Below are 17,336 nucleotides of genomic sequence, written 5' to 3'. Positions count from 1 at the left end.
TGCCTACTCGTTCCTACTCGTTCGAGAACTCCTCCATCACCGTCGCCCCCAGCTCCCGCACGATCAGTTCGTGACCGGAGAGCGCCGACTCGTCGAGGTCGGGGTCGTCGTCCTCGGGGATGTCGTCCTCGGGGGCGACGGGAGGCGGTTCGGGAGCGGACTGCGGGGCAGGGGTTGCCGGTGCCGGGGTGGCCGGGGCGCTGCCCTGGGGTGCGGCGGGCGCGGGGGCCACCGGCTGCGGTGCCGCGGGGCGAGGTGCGGCGGGGGCGCCGTAGCCACCGCCGGCGGGCGCGCTGCCGTAGCCCGCGCCGCCGCCACCGCCGAAGCCCGGGGAGCCGCCGGACGGCGGGGGCGCGGAGCCGCCCGAGGGGTCGACGATCGCCTCGACCTTCCACTGCACGTTGAACTGCTCGGCCAGCGCCTGCCGCAGCACGTCCTCGCTGCCGCTGCTCGCGAAGTTGTCGCGCGCGCCGGCGTTGACGAAGCCGAGCTGGAGGGTGGTGCCGTCGAAGCCGGCCACCTGGGCGTTCTGGCTGAGCAGGATCCAGGTGAAGCGGCGGCGGTTCTTGACGGCCTCCAGGATGTTCGGCCAGAGCATGCGGGGGTCGAGGCCGCCGGTGGGGGCCGCCGGGGCCGGAGCCTGGGCCGGGGCCGAGGGCGCCGCTGGGGCAGGGGGTGCCTGGGGCTGGGGCTGGGCCGGGGCGGGGCCCTGCTGGCCGCCCGCGGGGCCCTGCTGGCCGCCCGCGGGAGCGGCCGTGGGCCAGCCACCGGGGCGCCGGCCGCCGCCGGCCTGGGCGGCGGTGGGCCAGGCGCCGGGGGCCGGAGCCTGGGCCGCCGGGGCAGGGGCTGCGGGAGCAGGGGCCGGCGGGGCAGGGGGTGCCGGAGCGACGGCTGCCGGAGCAGCGGCCGCCGGAGCGGGCGCGGGGGGTGCCGGAGTCGGCGCAGGGGCGGGCGCAGGAGCCGTAGGCGCCCCCGCAGCCGCGCCACCGGAGCCGCCCGGTCCACCTGGTCCACCGGGCGCACCCGAACCCCGTACGGCCGCACGAGCGGCGGCGGGCCCGCCACCGGGCTGCACCGGCGCACCCCCCTGGGCCGGGCCCGCCTGAGCCATGCCCGCGTGGGCCTCGGGTCCGGGGACGTACCCCATGGCGGGCGCACCGCCGGCGCCCACGAAGTTGACGCCGCGCTCAAGGCGGTCGAGGCGGGCCATCACGGACCGCTCGTCCCCGTAGGCGGCGGGAAGCAGGACGCGGGCGCAGATGAGTTCGAGCTGGAGGCGGGGAGAGGTGGCGCCGCGCATCTCGGTGAGGCCCTCGTTGACGAGGTCGGCGGCGCGGCTCAGCTCGGCGGCGCCGAACGTGCCGGCCTGGGCCTGCATCCGCTCCAGGACGTCGGCCGGGGCATCGAAGAGGCCCTTCTCCGCCGCGTCCGGCACCGCGGCGAGGATCACCAGGTCCCGCAGCCGCTCCAGCAGGTCGGCGACGAAGCGACGCGGGTCGTTGCCGCCCTCGATGATGCGGTCGACGACCTCGAAGGCGGCGGCCCCGTCACCGGTGGCGAAGGCCTCGACGACGGAGTCGAGCAGGGACCCGTCGGTGTAACCGAGGAGAGAGGTGGCCATGGCATAGGTCACACCTTCCTCCCGCGCACCGGCGAGGAGCTGGTCCATGACGGACATGGAGTCACGCACGGAACCGGCTCCGGCCCGCACGACGAGCGGCAGCACACCCTCCTCGACGGGGATGTCCTCCCGCTGGCACACCTCGGCGAGGTAGTCGCGCAGCGTCCCCGGCGGCACGAGCCGGAACGGATAGTGATGGGTCCGCGACCGGATCGTCCCGATGACCTTCTCGGGCTCGGTGGTGGCGAAGATGAACTTGAGGTGCTCCGGCGGCTCCTCGACGACCTTCAGCAGCGCGTTGAAGCCGGCCGACGTGACCATGTGGGCCTCGTCGATGATGTAGATCTTGTACCGGCTGGCGGCGGGCCCGAAGAAGGCCTTCTCGCGCAGCTCACGGGCGTCGTCCACACCACCGTGGGATGCCGCGTCGATCTCGATGACGTCGATCGAACCCGGGCCGTTCCGCGCCAGGTCCCGGCACGACTGGCACTCCCCGCACGGGGTCGGCGTGGGACCTTGCTCACAGTTCAGGCAGCGCGCCAGGATCCGCGCGCTGGTCGTCTTGCCACACCCGCGCGGCCCGCTGAACAGGTACGCGTGATTGACCCGGTTGTTCCGCAGCGCCTGCTGCAGCGGGTCGGTGACATGCTCCTGCCCGATGACCTCGGCAAAGGTCTCCGGGCGATAGCGGCGGTACAGCGCGAGAGACGACACGCATACGAGGTTATAGGCGCCCACTGACAACCAACCCCGCCGAAGGCTCCCGCCCCGGCAAACACAAGGGCCCCCCACGCACCCGCCAGAGCCGACCTACCCTTGCTGCCTTCCGGCCCTGGGGGAGTTCAGTCAGATAGCGCCGCGTGAGGGGCTGCGCCCACAGTACCCGATCGCGGCCCGCGGGCTGTACCCGATGACGGCCTGCGGGAACGTGTTCGCGAGCACCCCTCTCGGTCATGTAATGTTTCCGGCGGAGGATTCGCCTAGAGGCCTAGGGCGCACGCTTGGAAAGCGTGTTGGGGGCAACCCCTCACGAGTTCGAATCTCGTATCCTCCGCCAGTGCCTCACCGGGCACGATGTCGAAGGGCCCCACCGTTCGCGGTGGGGCCCTTCGACGTGCGGTTCAGTTCAAGTGGTGGGTGTCATTGAGGGCCTGCACCGTGGCGGTGCCGTCCTCGTCGTACGTCACGGTCGACAGGGAGGCCGCTGCGACTTCCATGCGGAACAGGCTGTGTGGTGGGGCTTGGAGCGCGAGGCGAATCAGGGTTCTGAGTGGTCCGACGTGGGAGACGACGAGAACCGTGGCGCCGGCGTACTGGGACAGGAGGCCGTCTCGTACGGCGGTGACCCGGCGGGTGACCTGCTGCATGGTCTCGCCCGCGCCCGACGGGGGACGCTCGGGCGAGGCGAACCAGGCGCTCAGGTCGTCCGGGTAGCGTTCGCGGACTTCGGTGAAGGTCAGGCCTTCCCAGGCGCCGAAGTCCGCTTCCCGTAGATCCCGCTCGACCTGGACGCTCAGGCCAAGGCGCGCGGCCACGGAATGAGCGGTCTCCTGGCAGCGCCGCATCGGTGACGTGACGACCGCCGCGATGTCGCCGCGGTGGGCGAGAGCCTCTGCTGCCGCTCCGGCTTGGCGGCGTCCGGCCGGTGAGAGTCCCGGGTTGGATCCTCCGCTGCCGGAGAGCCGCCGCTGCGGGGTGAGCAGGGTTTCGCCGTGCCGCAGCAGTACGAGCGTCGTCGCGTCACTCACTTCGCGGTCTTCGCGAAGTGGTCCCGTACGGCGTCGGTCTGCTTCTCCATGACGTCGATGATGGCCTCGACCACGTCCAGGTCGGCGTCCTCGGCGATCTCCAGGGTCCGTGACCAGTCGAAGAAGCTGCGGGCCGGGTCGTTGGTGATGGGGAACACGCGGATGGTGGCCTCGTACCTGGCGACACCGCTGGTGGGGGCGACAGCCCGGTAGGACTGGGTCTTGTTGATCTCGTCGCGGGCGGCGATCTCCTGCTGGACGAGACGGCCGTTGAGCGTGAGCCTGAAGTCGTAGCGGGCCGGGACGGTGTCGACCGAGCCGCCCTCGACCCAGCTGACGTCCCGGTGGATGTCCAGGTCGCCCGGGGACACGATGTCCAGGATCTGCATGGCGTCGCGGACGGTCGCCCACACGGTGTCCGGGTCGGCGTCGAGGACGGTGGAGTGGTACATGGTGTGCTTGCGCTGGATCGTCGGCACGGAGTGCTCCTTCTTCTAGTTCTTGGCGATGAGGTGGTTGCCGAGGATCAGGTAGTCGATCTCGGTGCCCATGAAGCAGTTCAGGGCGTCGGCAGGGGTGCAGACGATGGGTTCGCCGGCGACGTTGAACGAGGTGTTGATCAGGCACGGGGTGCCGGTGAGTTCGATGAACTTCCGCAGCAGCGCCGTGAGCCGTGGGGTTCCCTCGTCGGTCAGGGTCTGAATACGGGAGGTGCCGTCCACGTGTACGGCGCCGGGGATGCGGTCCTTGTACGCGTCGCGGACGGGGAAGACGAACGTCATGTACGGGGAACTGGTCTTACGCCCCATGTCGAAGATCTTCGGTGCCTGCTCTTCGAGGACGAGGGGAGCGAACGGGCGGAAGGGTTCGCGGTGCTTGACCCGGGTGTTGATGATGTCCTTGATGTCGGTGAAGCCGGGGTTGGCGAGGATGCTGCGATGCCCCAGCGCGCGTGGCCCGTGCTCGACGCGGCCTTCGAACCAGCCGATGACGACCTTCTTCGTCAGCAGCTTCGCCACCTGCTCGACGACCTCGTCATCGTCCAGGCGCGAGACGACGACGCGGCCGGCGAAGCCCTGGAGGGCCTCCTCGATCGCGGCCTCGTCGTAGGCCGGGCCCAGATAGGGGGTGACGGGTGCGGAGGCGGCGGCGCGGATGTCCGCGGGGGCGGTGTCGGGGTGGTTGAGCCAGGCGTGGGCCGCGGCTCCGATGGTGATGCCGGTGTCGGAGGCGCCGAAGCTGACCTGCATGTCCTCGAAGCGGGAGCCTTCGAACATCGGGGTGTTGTTCAGGCAGTTCAGGGCGACGCCGCCTTCGAACAACAGCCGGTTGAGATCCGTCCTCTTCTCCAGGTGGCCGACCTGGTGGGCGGTGGCGACGTTCAGCATCTGCTGCGCGGCAGCGGCGACGCGGGACGTGTATGCGAGGGTGTCCTCGAAGGGCCCGAAGTACTCCTCGAACAGGGCGTCGTGACTGTGCAGGTCGTCGGTCTGAAGGGGCTTGGTGAAGCTGTAGCGGCCGTCGTCGTGCAGCGTCAGGAGCTTGTCGATGAACGGGTTCGGCGTCGGCGGGGCGGCGTATCCGGCCAGGCCCATCACCTTGTACTCGTCGTTGTTGGGGACGAAGCCGAGGAAGCGGGTGATGGCGGAGAACAGGGTGCCGATGGAGTGCTGGGCGCCGGTGACGGTGTCGTCGAAGACGGTGATCCGGCCGTCGCGGATCTCGCCCGTCAAGGTCGAGAAGCGTTCGGCGCGGCCGTCGCTGACGAGGAACGCGGAGTCCTTCATCCCGGCGAGGTAGTAGCCGGTCGTGGCGTGGGCCAGGTGGTGCGGAACGAAGCGGACCTTGGCCGGGTCGGGGCGGTGTCCGGTGCGGGCCTCGAAGTCCGCGAGGATCGCTTCGTGGCTGACGACCTCGTCGAACAGATCGGCCATGTCACTCATGAGGCGGGTCTTCGCGGCCTGCGGCATCGGCGAGGTGCGTATGCCGTCCAGGAGCTCGTTCAGAACCTGGGTGGACCAGTTCCAGGGGAAGGCGAACAGGTCGACGTCATCGAACGTGATCCCGGCTTCCTCGAGGCACCAGTCGATCGCGTTCACCGGGAAGTCGGTGGTCTTCTTCTCCCGGTTGAGGCGTTCTTCCTCCGCCGCGGCGACCAGACGGCCGTCGATCAGGAGTGCGGCGGCGGCGTCGTGGCCCAAGAGGTAATGCTTGTTGATGCCGGTCGCACCGAGCCGTTCGGAGAAGAACTCCGACACCCGACTGAAACCATTACATCCAAGAACAATCACGTCATTCCTACCTGTCATGGGGCTACTTGACGATCAGTAGGTCCCGGAGCTTTTCCCCGGCCGCGGGTGCCTGGCACAGGCCCGCGCCGGTGAATCCGGCCGCGTACAGGAAGCGGCGGGTGGGGTGTTCGCCGATGACGGCGGTGTTGTTGGGGCCGGCGTCGAAATCGCCGCTCCACGCGCGGTGCAGGCCGATGCCGTCCAAGGCGGGGAACAGGGTGCCGAGATGGCCGACGATGCGGCCGAGCCAGGCTTCGCGTGTTTCGCCGGCCTTGGGTACGCCCATGGCGAGGAGGATGCGGTCCTTCCACGAGCGGATCCGCAGGCCGGATGTGGCGTGCATCGTCATGGGCATCTCGCGATGCGGGGAGGGCGGGATGTCGGTGAACAGCATCTCGATCGCGTGGGGTCTCATCGGCAGGTCGACCGACGCCATGGATGCCACCTCGCCGGACCAGGGCCCGGCCGTGCACACGATGCTGTCCGCCTTGATGCTGCCCTGCGGGGTGTGGATGGTGTTGTCGTCGTCGATGCGTGTGACGGGTGTGTGGGTGAACAGGCGCGCGCCGTGATTGCGGGCGGCGGCGGCGTAGCCGCGGACGATGTCGAGGCCGTCCACGTGGTACGCCTCAGGCGACCAGGCGGCGGCCAGGACGGCGCGCTCGTTGATCAGCGGGTTGAGTCCGGACGCTTCGCGGGCACTGATCAGGCCGACTTGGACGCCGGCGGCCTGCTGGGCTTGATGGCCGCCCTCGAAATCGGCGATCTGCTGTTCGTCGGTGAACAGCACCATGAAACCGAGCCGCTTCAGGGCGAGTGGGGCTGCGGTGTGGCGGGCGAAGTCGTGGTAGGCGTTCAGGCTGCGCACGGCCATCTGCCCGGTATGGGGGTCGCCGGGGAAGTAGGTGCGGACCATGCCCGCCGTGTGCGCGGATGCCCCGCCGCCGAGGCTTCCGCGTTCCAGCAGCACGGTGTTCACGCCGGCTTCGGCGAGATGGTAGGCGGCGGAGGTTCCGATCACTCCCCCGCCGATGACGACGGCGTCAGCGCGGGCAGGCAGGGCGCTCAAGGTCTTCCTTCTCCTGTGGCTCCGGGCATGGCTACGCGCCGGCCGTGGCGGCCTGCTGGCGCAGGTGGTCTCCGGTCTCCCACGGGTACAGCTGGAGGTTCCAGCCGCCGAGGCAGTTGATGTAGAGGGCCATCTGGCTGGTGACGGCGTAGAAGTCGTCTCGGTCGAGGCGGTCGAGGACGTCGAGGAAGCGCTGGGTGAACGCCCACAGCTTCTCCAGGCCGCAGTAGCCCAGGAACTCGGCGGGGACTCCGACCAGGAGGCGGGCCATGTGGACGAGGGATGCCATGGGCATGTCCTGGACGGCGGCACGGACGAGTCCGCCGTAGGCGGCGTAACCCAGGGGCCGGGTCTCGCCGTTGACGAACAGCAGGGTGGGCAGGACGGTGCCGAAGTTGCCTGCCTGGGAGGGGATGATGCCCCGGTGGAGGTCGTCCAGCTCGGCCGGGGGTGCGAGCCAGATCTTCTCGGTCTCGGCGACGATGTCGGCGATCAGGTGACTGGCGCGCGTGTTGGTGGCGTGGAGCATCGGGATGCGGTGGCCGCCCGGCTCGCCTGCGCGGCGGACTTCGGCGATGATCTGCTTCTTCGTGGAGTAGACGGCGTCCCAGATCGCGGCCCCGGCTTCCAGCAGGGCGGGCATGTCCGCCTCACGAATCTGGCCGACGGGGGTGGCGGGCATCGGCTCGGTCAGGGTGCCGTACTTGATGCCCAGGTGCTGCAGGCCGGAGCAGAACACGGTGCCGTCGGGGGCCTCGCGCCGGTCGGGGACACGGGTGGCGTGGGGGGTGTGCAGCAGAGTCGGTATCGGCGCTACGTGGTAGAGGTGTTCTCCCGCGATGAGGGCGTGTCCCTGGAGGCTTTGGTAGGGCAAGGACTCCCACAGGGCGTCGGCGAGTGCCGGGTTGCGGTCGTCAAGGTCGGCGGTGACCGTGATGCCAAGGTCGGGCCAGGAGATCTCGATCTGACGGCCAGGCAGCTTCTCGAACAAGGCTTTTCCAGTTCGTCGATTCGGCTTGTCCCAGGAGTTCATCTCCAACTGGCTTGTTCCAGCGAGGCGTTGAAAACATGAAACCTTGATCGCTCTGAGATCGGCGGTTCGTGTGATTCCCAGGAACCGCAGCTCAGGCGGGCTGGACGCGCTCACCGAGGAAGTGAGCGGGGAGTAACTGGCGCCTACATAAAGGGTGTTGCACCGCCCGGCCGAAACAGGCCCGGGTCGACGCCTGCGCAACGGCCCGAGGATGGAAAGCCAACGAGGCCCCCGGGCTGNNCAGCCCGGGGGCCTCGTTGGGGTTCGCGTCGACCAGCCCGGCACCTGAGCCGGTGACGACGAGGTCCCTGAAGACCTCCGGTCGACCGGGTTTTCAGTAGTCGATGCGGTCGGACTTGGCCAGCCACGCGTCGAACGGCGCCGTACGGTTCGGCATGTCCACTCGCTCGATCGCCATCGGCCACAGCTCCGCGGGCCTCTTTTCGAACAGATCGTAGAACTTGCGATCATCGAAACCGGCCACCGCAGCGTCATCTCGATCAGCGGCGAAGATGATCCGGTCGACTCGCGCCCACAGCGCGGAGGAAAGACACATCGGGCACGGCTCACACGAGGTGACCAGGACACAGCCCTCGAGCGAGAAGGTGCCCAGCTTCTGGCAGGCGGCCCGGATCGCGCTCACCTCGCCATGCGCCGTCGGGTCCAGGTTCGAAGTGACCTTGTTGTTCCCTATCGCGACAATCTCGCCATCCTTGACGATCAGTGCGCCGAACGGACCGCCGCCGTTCTTCACGCTGTTGGTGGCAAGGCCGATGGCCTCGTCCATCCAGGCGCGCTCGCCCTCCTGGATGCTCGCTTCTTGGATGTGCGCGGTCACGGTTACTCCTTTTTTTGCAGTCGGTGGCAAAAGTGGGGCTCCGCAGGTGCCGCTTCGAGATCAGTTCGGTCGGCGACGCCCGGGGAGATCAGCGCTGCTGGACGCCGACAAGGTGCTGGATGGCGTTCACGAACGCCGGGGTTGCGGAATAGCGCAAGTACACCCGCCGGGCCCCGTCGAGGGTCAGTCACCGAAACCATGAAGGAGTTGACTGGTCGGCCGGCCCCTCTTGGAGATTCGCATGAATGGCAGGACTCGGTGACCCCAGCACCTTCGCCGAGGTGCCGCTCCCTCCGGTCGGAGAGTCAGTTCTCCTCGGTTTCGAAGGTGCGCAGCAAATCGGCAGCGACGCTCACGGCAATGGTCGCGGGTTCCTTGCCGGTGATGTCGGCCAGCCCGATCGGGGTCTTGATCCGATCGATGGTGGCTTCGTCGTGACCGCCCTCGGTGGCGAGGCGTTTGCGGAACCGCACCCACTTGGCCGCCGACCCGATCAGCCCGATGGAGCCGAGATGGGTGGTGCGCAGGGCGGCGTCGCACAGAGCGGCGTCCTCGGCGTGATCATGGGTCATGATCAGGATGTGGGTGCCACGCGGCAACTCCTCCAGCACCTCCTCGGGCAGCAGCGGCGTGTGATGCGTGTGCACCTGCGCCACCGCGTCCGCCAACACGTCGAGCCGCTCCTTGGTGAGGATGTCGGAGCGGGTGTCGATCAGATGGAGGTCGAGGTCCTGACGTGCCAGGATGCGCGCCAGTTCCAGCCCGACGTGCCCGACGCCGAAGATCGCCACCGCCCGTACCACCGGCAGCGGTTCGAGCAGCACCTGAACCGTGCCGCCGCAGCACTGCACGCCGTGCTGGTTGGTCACCTTGTCGTTCAGCGCGAAATCCATCAGCTCGGGCTCCGGCTTGGACACGGCGATCATCTCCCTGGCCCGATCGATCGCGACGGCCTCGACATTGCCGCCGCCGATCGAGCCCCACGTGTCGGTCTGCCCCACAACGAGTTTCGCGCCGGCGTCACGCGGGGCATGGCCGCGCACGGTCGCGACGGTCACCAGCACACCGGGCTCCCGGCGTGCTCGCAACCGTGCGACCGCGGCGATCCACGTCATGTCAGGCACCGCTCAGTGCTTCTGCGTCGGTTCGGACCTTGCCGTTGCCGGCGTGGCCGTTGGCGGCAGATCCGTTGAGGGCGTGACCGTTCCGGGAGGCTTCGCCCTGGCGAGCCTCCTCGATCGCCCAGTACACCGCCTCCGGCGTCGCGGGGCAGCCCAGATCGACACTGACCCCGCTCGGCCCGAACGCGGCGGCGGCCTGCCGCAGCGCCTCGCGCACCGAGAACGCCAGCATCAGCGGAGGCTCACCCACCGCCTTGGAGCCGTAGACCGCGCCCTCTTCGGTGGCGTTCTCAAGGAGCGTGACGTTGAACTCCTCGGGCATCTCCGAGAAGCTCGGCAGCTTGTAGGTGCTCGCAGCCTGGGTCAGGAACCGGCCGCGGTTCGGGCCGTCGCTGGTGTCCCAGCGCAGGTCCTCGAGCGTCAGCCAGCCCGCGCCCTGCACGAAGCCACCCTCGACCTGACCGATGTCGATCATCGGGGAGAGGCTCTCGCCGACATCGTGCACGATGTCCACGCGCCGGATGCGGTACTTGCCGGTGAAGCCGTCGACCTCCACCTCGGTCGCCGCGGCGCCGTAGGCGAAGTACTTGAACGGCGTGCCCCGGAACGACTTCGCGTCCCAGTGCAGCCCCTCGGTCCGGTAGAAACCGGACGCCGACAGCTGGACCCGCTGGAAGTACGCGGTGTGCACCAGGTCGTCCCAGGCCAGCTCCTTGTCGCTGCCCAGGACGCGCGCGACGCCCTCGACGATGCGCACGTCCGAGGCGTTCGCACCCAGCTGGGAGGCGGCCACCTGAAGCAGCCGCCCGCGCAGCTGCTCACAGGCGTTCTTGATCGCCCCGCCGTTGAGGTCCGCACCGGAGCTGGCGGCGGTGGCGGAGGTGTTGGGCACCTTGTCGGTACGCGTCGGGGCCAGCCGCACCTTGTGCAGCGGGATGCCCAGCGTGGTCGCGGCCACCTGCATCATCTTGGTGTGCAGGCCCTGGCCCATCTCGGTGCCGCCGTGGTTGATCAGGACGGAGCCGTCCTTGTAGATCAGCACCAGCGCGCCGCCCTGGTTGAAGGCGGTGAGGTTGAACGAGATGCCGAACTTGATGCCGGTGATCGCGAGGGCCCGCTTGGTGTGCGGGTGCGCGGCGTTGAAGGCCGCGATCTCGCGCTTGCGGTCGGCGATGCCGGCGTCGTCCTGCACCTGCTGCCAGATGGTGGAGATCCGCTCGGCCTGCGTGACCGGTTGCCCGTACGGCGTCGTCTGGCCCTGGCCCGGCTGGTAGAAGTTGCGCTCCCGCAGCTCCATGGCGTCCAGGCCCAGCTGCGGCGCGCAGCGGCCCAGGATGTCCTCGATCACCAGCATGCCCTGCGGTCCGCCGAAGCCGCGGAAGGCGGTGTTGGAGACCGTGTTGGTCTTGGCGATGCGACCGGCGACGCGCGCGTTCGGGATCCAGTACGTGTTGTCGATGTGGCACAGCGCGCGGGCGAGCACCGGCTCGGACAGGTCCAGGCTCCAGCCGCCGTCCGCGACCAGGGTGGCGTCGAGGGCCTGGATACGGCCGTCGGCGTCGAAGCCGATCTTCCACGTGGCGTGGAAGCCGTGCCGCTTGCCGGACATGGTCATGTCCTGAGTCCGGTTGAGCCGGAACCGGACCGGCCGACCGGTGAGCTTGGCGCCGAGCGCGGCGACGGCCGCGAACCCGTGCGGCTGCATCTCCTTGCCGCCGAAGCCGCCGCCCATCCGCAGGCACTGCACGGTCACCTCGTGGGCGGGCACACCGAGCACGTGCGAGACGATTTCCTGGGTCTCCGACGGGTGCTGGGTGCTGCTCTGGATGAACAGCTGCCCGTTCTCGTCGACCTGGGCCAGCGCCGCGTGCGTCTCGAGGTAGAAGTGCTCCTGACCGGAGAACTGGAACTCACCGGTGAAGACGTGCGCGGAGTCGGCGAAGCCGGCGTCGATGTCGCCGTGCACCATCAGGGGCTGGGCGCCGTGATAGCTGCCCGCCGCCATCGCGTCCTGCAGCGAGATCAGGGAGGGCAGCTCCTCGAGCTCCACCTCGACGGCCGCCGCACCGAGCCGGGCCGCCTCCAGGGTCTCGCCGAGCACCCAGGCGACCGCGTGGCCGTGGAACATGACCTCGTCGGGGAACAGCGGCTCGTCGTGCTTCATGCCGGCGTCGTTGACGCCGGGCACGTCGGCACCGGTCAGCACGCGGACCACGCCGGGCACGGCGAGCGCGGGCTCGGTGCGCAGCGCGGTGATCCGGCCGCGGGCCTTCATGACCTGGACCGGGTAGGCGTGCAGCACGTCCTTGGTGCGCTGAACCAGGTCGTCGGTGTAGAGCGCGGTGCCGGTGACGTGCAGGAAGGCACTCTCGTGCGGCATCGAAACGCCGACTACGGGCTTCTCGGGACGCTCGGAAAGATGACTCATGACGACACCGCCTCGGTGGTCTGTGCGTGCAGCTTGAGCAAGCTCTGGCCGAGCATCGCGGAACGGTAGAGGGAGCTGGCGCGGTGGTCGTCCATCGGCGTGCCCTCACCCCGCAGCACCCGGGCCGCGGCCTCGACCGTCTCCGCCGACCACGGCTTGCCCTCCAGGGCCGCCTCGGTGGCGAGCGCACGGATCGGGGTGGCGGCCACGCCGCCCAGGCCGATGCGGGCCTTGCGGACGATCCCGTCCTCGATGTCGAGGGCGAAGCCGACCGCGACGCTGGAGATGTCGTCGAAGCGCCGCTTGGCGATCTTGTGGAAGGCCGTGACCGGAGACAGCGGCAGCGGGACGCGCACCGCGCGGATCAGCTCGCCGGGACGGCGCACGCTCTGCCGGTAGCCGGTGAAGTAGTCGGCCAGCGGGACCACGCGCTCACCGTCGACATCGGAGAGCACCAACGACGCCTCAAGGGCGAGCAGCACCGGCGGGCTGTCACCGATGGGCGAGCCGGTACCCAGGTTGCCGCCGAGGGTCCCACTGTTGCGGATGAGCCGGGAGGCGAACTGCGGGAACAGCTCTGCAAGGAGCGGGACGTCGCCGTCGAGGCGGCGCTCGATCTCGGTGAGCGTCAGCGCCGCACCGATCTCGATGTGGTCGGACTCGACGCGCAGCTCCCGCAGTTCGGGCAGCCGGTCGATGGCGACCACGCAATCCGCCCGGCGGGAGCGGATGTTCACCTCGACGCCGTAGTCGGTGGAGCCGGCGACCACCACCGCGTCGGGCCGCTCGCGCAGCAGCTGCAGCGTTTCGGCCAGGGTTTCCTTCCGCAGGAACGTGCTGTCGTCCTGGGTGTACTCGGTGGCGACCGGCGCGGGCGGGGCCTGCTCGCGACGCTGCGCCAGCGGGTCCTCGTCCGTGGGCTCGCCGACGGCGAACGCGGCATCGCGAATCGGGCGGTAACCGGTACATCGGCACAGGTTTCCGCTCAGCGAGTGCAGGTCGAAACCGTTCGGACCGTGCTCGTGATCGGTGCTGTCGGCCGAGTCCGAGTCCGCGTGCGCGCAGCGGTCGGGCCGGTAGTACTCGGAGGCCATGCTGCAGATGAATCCCGGCGTGCAGTAGCCGCACTGGGAGCCGCCGCGGACGGCCATCTCCTCCTGCACCGGGTGCAGGGTGGGCGCCGTGCCGTCTTCGCCGACCGTGGCGAGGCCCTCGGAGGTGATGACCTCCTGGCCGTCGAGCGCCGCGGCCGGGACCAGGCAGGCGTTGACCGCCACCCAGTCGGTGGGCTTGTTCACCCCGGGACGGGCCACCAGGACCGAACAGGCGCCGCATTCACCCTCGGCGCAGCCCTCCTTGGTACCGGTGAGGCCACGCTCGCGCAGAAAATCCAGCACGGTGGTGTGGGGCGCAGCCGGTGAAATCGGTGTTTCTTTCCCGTTGACCGTGATCCGCGCCTCTGTCATGACAGGCCTTCGTTTCCGTGCATGATCGGTCGATTCATGATGTTCGCCAATTTCAGGCAGCTTTCTGTGTTCAGGCGCGCCACGTGAGAGGAGCGGGCGCAAAACGGCACGCAGCAGCGACGTGCCGGAAAGTGGTGACGGGAAACCCGGAATGTGCCACGGACGGGCACATCAGAACGGCGTGCTCAGCAGCCGTGCGCGATCCGACCCGGAACCCAGACCGTGCGCTGGGCGAGGCGACCAAGATCAGAGCTGGTGTTCATCTGCTGGTCGCCTCCTTTCGGTGGTTATGGGTCGGTCGACGTCTACCGCAAAGTAGTAGCCGGGGCCACCGAGGTCAAGGGGTTGCCCTCGGCATCTCGAGAGCCGATCGATCCACTCTCGACGATCCTCGGCGTCCCCCTGTGTCGGCGAACAGGGTCATCAGTCGGCGTCCGGCACAGAACGTTTCGATCGCGACCGCGGCCTGGAGCCTGCCGACTGGTAAGGGGTATGACACCCGGAGTATGGTGCCAAGTATGGCGACCAAGAAAGTGACCGTGACGATCCCCGAGGACCTGCTGGACGAGATCCGCGCCGAGGCGGCTGAGCGGGGACTTTCGGCGTATGTGGCCGAAGCACTGCGATTCAAGCGCGACCGGGACCGGCTGCTGGAGCTGGTCGACTGGCTGCAGGAGGAACACGGCCCGGTCACCGAGGACGAGCGCGCGGCAGCACGCGCGGAACTGGAAGATCTCGACGCCGAGCACGAGCGCCGCCACACCACCGGAGGACACAACCCCGGAGAGGCCGCGTGAAGAAGCGCGCCGGTGAGCACAGCCGGCGGCCACTGCGCGTCTTCGTACTCGACTGCGAGGCCTTGTCCCTGGCCGTGCGCGGCGACCGGAGGATGATCGCCTGGCTCGAACTCGCGGCCGGGGGTGAGGCCGAGGTGGTGACGTCTCCCATGACGCTGATCGAGGCGTACGACGGCAGAACCACCGAGCAGCGCTGGGACTGGGTGCTCTCCCGGCTCAAGGTCGCCGACATCGGAAAGGACGAGGCCCGCCAGGCTCGGCGCCTCCTGGCTGACGCCGAGTTGCACGGTCACAAGTACGCGATCGATGCCGTGCTCGCTGTCATCGCACGCCGGCAGAAGGGGCAGGTCACCGTCTTCACCTCGGACGTGGACGACCTGGAGAAGCTCCTCCCGGACACCATCGTCGTCAAGAAGGTGTGACCCGGCGCCCTGGTCTCATTCCGCAGCCGCAGAACCAGCCGTTCAGGCGGCCTGAACCTCATGTACCTCGGGCTCCTCGGTTGCCGGCGCAGGGCGGACCAAGTGGCTCAGGGCCACGGATGTGACGGCTGTGGTGAGCAGGGCCATGAGAACGAGGATGGTGAACAGGTCCTGGCCGATCACGCCGAGTTCGAGACCGACGTTGAGCACCACCAGCTCGGTGAGACCACGGCAGTTCATCAGTGCTCCGATGGCCAGGGCCTCGCGCCAGGGCCGACCCGTGGCCCGGGCCGCGCCCGTGCTTCCGCCCCATTTACCGATGACCGCGACGGCGAGGACCGCGAGGCCCCACAGCCACTGCGCCGGATCGCCGGCCAGCGCTGACACATCCGTGCGCAGGCCGGTGACGACGAAGAACAGGGGCAGCAGCACCGGCAGGGTGAAGGCACGCAGTTGCTCCGCGCAGCGGTCGACGGTCCGGGAGCCACGAGGTGTGATCACCCCGAAGATGAAGGCCCCGAACAGCGCATGGACACCGATCCGGTCGGTGGTCAGCGCCGACAGGCACAGGCCGCTGAACAGGACGACCATGCCGATGCCGTCCGGGACCCGTCCTGCGCGGGAGGTCCAGCGGGCGAGCAGCGGGCGCCCGAGCCCGACCATGAGGGCGAGAAACCCGGCGGTGAGCACAGCGGCGGTGACCGCCTCGGAGGGCGACCCGCTGGTGCTGAGGGCGACGACCACCGTCAGCAGGCACCAGGCGGTGACGTCGTCGGTGGCCGCGCAGGCCATGGCGAGTGCGCCCAGCCGCGTCCTGTACAGGCCGCGGTCGGTGAGGATCCGGGCGAGCACGGGGAACGCCGTGATGCTCATCGAGACGGCGATGAACAGGACGAAGTCCGCCCGGCCCACGCCACGGGGAGCGAAGGAGCCGTACATGCCGAGCCCGAGCAGGGAACCCAGGACAAGGGGCAGCGCAATGCCGGCCTGGCTGACCGTGATCGCCGTCCGGCTGTGCCCTCGCAGGGTGCCGAGGTCGAGTTCCCGGCCCACGAGGAACATGAAGGCGAGCAGGCCGAGATTGCCGAGCAGACCGATGTACGGCATCACGGTGTCCGGGAACAGCCAGTGCAGACCGGCCGGCCAGATCCAGCCGAGCAGCGAGGGGCCGAGCACGATACCGGTGGCGATCTCGCCCACCACGGGAGGCTGGCCGAGCCTGCGCATCAGCCAGGCCCCGGCCTGACAGGCCAGGATCACCGCCGGAACAGCGACCAGCACATCGGGCAGAGGATCCGCGGCGGGCAAGTCGGAACTCCTTCGGTAGGGACGGGAGAGGTCAGTCGTCGCCGAGGATCCGACGCATGCGCCGTTGGGGCAGGCCGGTGGCGAAAGCGGCCCGGTGCGAGGTACGGGCGGTGCGTTGCGCGTCGCGGAGCCCCAGGGCGTAGGACCGGTTGAGGTGGTGTTTGGTGACGCGGAACGCCGTGGCGTCGTACGCGGCGAAGCGTTCGGCGAGTTTCAGCGCGGTGGCGGCCAGGTCGATGTCGGGGACGACTCGTTGCAGCAGGCCGTCGCTCAGGGCGTCCTCGGACGACCACGGTTCGCCCGAGACCAGCATCTCCTGCATCAGCGACCGGCCGAGGGAACGCTCGAGGACGTACCCGGCGCAGACCCCGACGATGCCGAGCTCGAAGTGCGGCATGCGCAGGGAGCAGCTCTCGGACCCGACGCGGTAGTCGCAGGCGAGGGCGAGCAGCACGCCGACGCCCATGACATGGCCGTCCAGGGCCGCCACGACCGGCTTGGTGACCTCCAGCGCGGTGACGCACAGGTCGGCGATGTCGTCGCTCCACGCGTCGGTCTCGGCGCCGCCGACGAAGTGGCGCATCTCGTGGAAGTCGCCTCCCACGCTGAAGGAGTACTCCTCGTCGGCGCGCAGGACCACCGCCCGCACGGTCGGGTCCGCCTCCAACCGCAGGAGCAGGCCGCGCAGTTCGCGCATGCGCCGTCGGCTCAGGGCGTTCGCGTGGTGCGGGCCCGTGAACACCACGACCGCCACCGGCCCGTGGCGTTCGCATCTGAAGGTCTCAGCGTCGGACACCGCTGCGGCGCTCCCAGTCCTCGACGATCACGTCGAGATCGCAGAGCGTGAATCCGGCGGCGGCCATCTCGCGCGTCTTCTGCTCACCGACGACGGCGCGCAGCGACGCCACCGGGTCCGTGCCGCCCCGCACCCGTTCCCAGACGTCGAGGGGCAGGCCGCGCAGGGCGGGGAGGGTGAACCGGACGCCCTTGAGCTGGTAGTGGAAGGGCCCGGGGAGCGTTTCGGTGCGCTCGGCGGCGAGCTGGTCGAGCGACAGGGCCGCGTCTTGCGCCGACGGTTCGCGCGAGGGGCGCGCGGCGTGTTCCGCGAAGGGCAGGACCCGGGGCGGCGCTATCGGGTCGCTGGCAGGCATGCGGTCTCCAGACAGGAATCGGGGGTGGGACGGTGTGGCCGGG

15 protein-coding genes, 1 tRNA gene and 1 other RNA gene are annotated in these 17,336 nt (G+C 69.4%); 3 read left to right on the top strand and 14 right to left on the bottom strand.

The annotated features are described in order from the left end of the window. Positions 1-13: 13 nt before the first annotated feature. Both BEK98_RS24605 and ffs read right to left on the bottom strand, forming a co-directional pair. Positions 14-2,335 (bottom strand): DNA polymerase III subunit gamma and tau, encoded by a 2,322-nt coding sequence (locus BEK98_RS24605; protein WP_094218815.1) that lies wholly within the window; start codon positions 2,333-2,335, stop codon positions 14-16. Between the two features lie 63 nt (positions 2,336-2,398). Next, positions 2,399-2,493: signal recognition particle sRNA small type (gene ffs, locus BEK98_RS24600), an RNA gene on the bottom strand. A 97-nt stretch (positions 2,494-2,590) separates the two neighbouring features. Here ffs and BEK98_RS24595 point away from each other — a divergent pair. Then, a tRNA-Ser gene (locus tag BEK98_RS24595) sits at positions 2,591-2,678 on the top strand. Positions 2,679-2,742: 64 nt separating this feature from the next. On the opposite strand, the gene BEK98_RS48025 is transcribed toward BEK98_RS24595, so the two are convergent. From BEK98_RS48025 to BEK98_RS24555, 9 genes are all read right to left on the bottom strand, one after another. Then, complete coding sequence (locus BEK98_RS48025; protein WP_425276624.1) at positions 2,743-3,369, bottom strand: histidine phosphatase family protein; 627 nt, start codon at positions 3,367-3,369, stop codon at positions 2,743-2,745. Beyond that, a complete protein-coding gene (locus tag BEK98_RS50110; RefSeq protein ID WP_107428291.1) occupies positions 3,366-3,848 on the bottom strand; it encodes an SRPBCC family protein in 483 nt (160 codons plus the stop codon). Before BEK98_RS50110 ends, BEK98_RS48025 begins: the two co-directional genes overlap by 4 nt. A gap of 15 nt (positions 3,849-3,863) precedes the next feature. Continuing rightward, positions 3,864-5,627 carry a carbamoyltransferase family protein gene (locus BEK98_RS24585; RefSeq protein WP_341868985.1) on the bottom strand — a complete coding sequence of 588 codons (1,764 nt, stop codon included), beginning with the start codon at positions 5,625-5,627 and terminating at the stop codon, positions 3,864-3,866. Between the two features lie 55 nt (positions 5,628-5,682). Further along, positions 5,683-6,729: an NAD(P)/FAD-dependent oxidoreductase gene (locus BEK98_RS24580; protein WP_094218813.1), complete on the bottom strand. Its 1,047-nt coding sequence runs from the start codon at positions 6,727-6,729 to the stop codon at positions 5,683-5,685. A gap of 31 nt (positions 6,730-6,760) precedes the next feature. Further along, positions 6,761-7,720, bottom strand: a complete 960-nt coding sequence (locus BEK98_RS24575; RefSeq protein ID WP_244201957.1) for a cucumopine synthase-related protein — start codon at positions 7,718-7,720, stop codon at positions 6,761-6,763. A gap of 376 nt (positions 7,721-8,096) precedes the next feature. After that, on the bottom strand, positions 8,097-8,549 hold the full coding sequence (locus BEK98_RS24570; RefSeq protein WP_179851893.1) for a nucleoside deaminase: 453 nt from the start codon (positions 8,547-8,549) through the stop codon (positions 8,097-8,099). A 356-nt stretch (positions 8,550-8,905) separates the two neighbouring features. After that, complete coding sequence (xdhC, locus tag BEK98_RS24565; RefSeq protein ID WP_094218810.1) at positions 8,906-9,715, bottom strand: xanthine dehydrogenase accessory protein XdhC; 810 nt, start codon at positions 9,713-9,715, stop codon at positions 8,906-8,908. Position 9,716: 1 nt separating this feature from the next. After that, positions 9,717-12,149: a xanthine dehydrogenase molybdopterin binding subunit gene (gene xdhB, locus BEK98_RS24560; RefSeq protein ID WP_094218809.1), complete on the bottom strand. Its 2,433-nt coding sequence runs from the start codon at positions 12,147-12,149 to the stop codon at positions 9,717-9,719. After that, positions 12,146-13,615, bottom strand: a complete 1,470-nt coding sequence (locus tag BEK98_RS24555) for a xanthine dehydrogenase small subunit (RefSeq protein ID WP_094218808.1) — start codon at positions 13,613-13,615, stop codon at positions 12,146-12,148. The genes xdhB and BEK98_RS24555 overlap by 4 nt, the downstream gene beginning before the upstream one ends. A gap of 518 nt (positions 13,616-14,133) precedes the next feature. On the opposite strand from BEK98_RS24555, the gene BEK98_RS24550 reads away from it, so the two are divergent. Together BEK98_RS24550 and BEK98_RS24545 are read left to right on the top strand one after the other, a co-directional pair. After that, entirely contained in the window at positions 14,134-14,412 is a 279-nt protein-coding gene (locus BEK98_RS24550) for a ribbon-helix-helix domain-containing protein (protein ID WP_094218807.1), read from the top strand. Continuing rightward, positions 14,409-14,834 (top strand): PIN domain-containing protein, encoded by a 426-nt coding sequence (locus tag BEK98_RS24545; protein ID WP_094218806.1) that lies wholly within the window; start codon positions 14,409-14,411, stop codon positions 14,832-14,834. Before BEK98_RS24550 ends, BEK98_RS24545 begins: the two co-directional genes overlap by 4 nt. A gap of 42 nt (positions 14,835-14,876) precedes the next feature. On the opposite strand, the gene BEK98_RS24540 is transcribed toward BEK98_RS24545, so the two are convergent. From BEK98_RS24540 to BEK98_RS24530, 3 genes are read right to left on the bottom strand one after another with little or no spacing between them, the layout of a single operon-like run. After that, positions 14,877-16,142, bottom strand: coding sequence for a cation:proton antiporter (locus BEK98_RS24540; RefSeq protein ID WP_094218805.1), 1,266 nt, complete (start codon positions 16,140-16,142; stop codon positions 14,877-14,879). Between the two features lie 31 nt (positions 16,143-16,173). After that, the gene (locus BEK98_RS24535) at positions 16,174-16,938 is read right to left on the bottom strand and encodes an enoyl-CoA hydratase/isomerase family protein (RefSeq protein WP_094218804.1); all 765 of its coding nucleotides are present in this window, start codon (positions 16,936-16,938) and stop codon (positions 16,174-16,176) included. Then, positions 16,925-17,293 carry a hypothetical protein gene (locus BEK98_RS24530; RefSeq protein WP_094218803.1) on the bottom strand — a complete coding sequence of 123 codons (369 nt, stop codon included), beginning with the start codon at positions 17,291-17,293 and terminating at the stop codon, positions 16,925-16,927. The genes BEK98_RS24535 and BEK98_RS24530 overlap by 14 nt, the downstream gene beginning before the upstream one ends. Between the last annotated feature and the right edge of the window lie 43 nt (positions 17,294-17,336).

It is taken from the genome of Streptomyces diastatochromogenes, from assembly GCF_002242805.1.
Taxonomy (GTDB): Bacteria; Actinomycetota; Actinomycetes; order Streptomycetales; family Streptomycetaceae; genus Streptomyces; species Streptomyces diastatochromogenes.
This window is presented reverse-complemented; position numbering and strand designations above follow the sequence as displayed.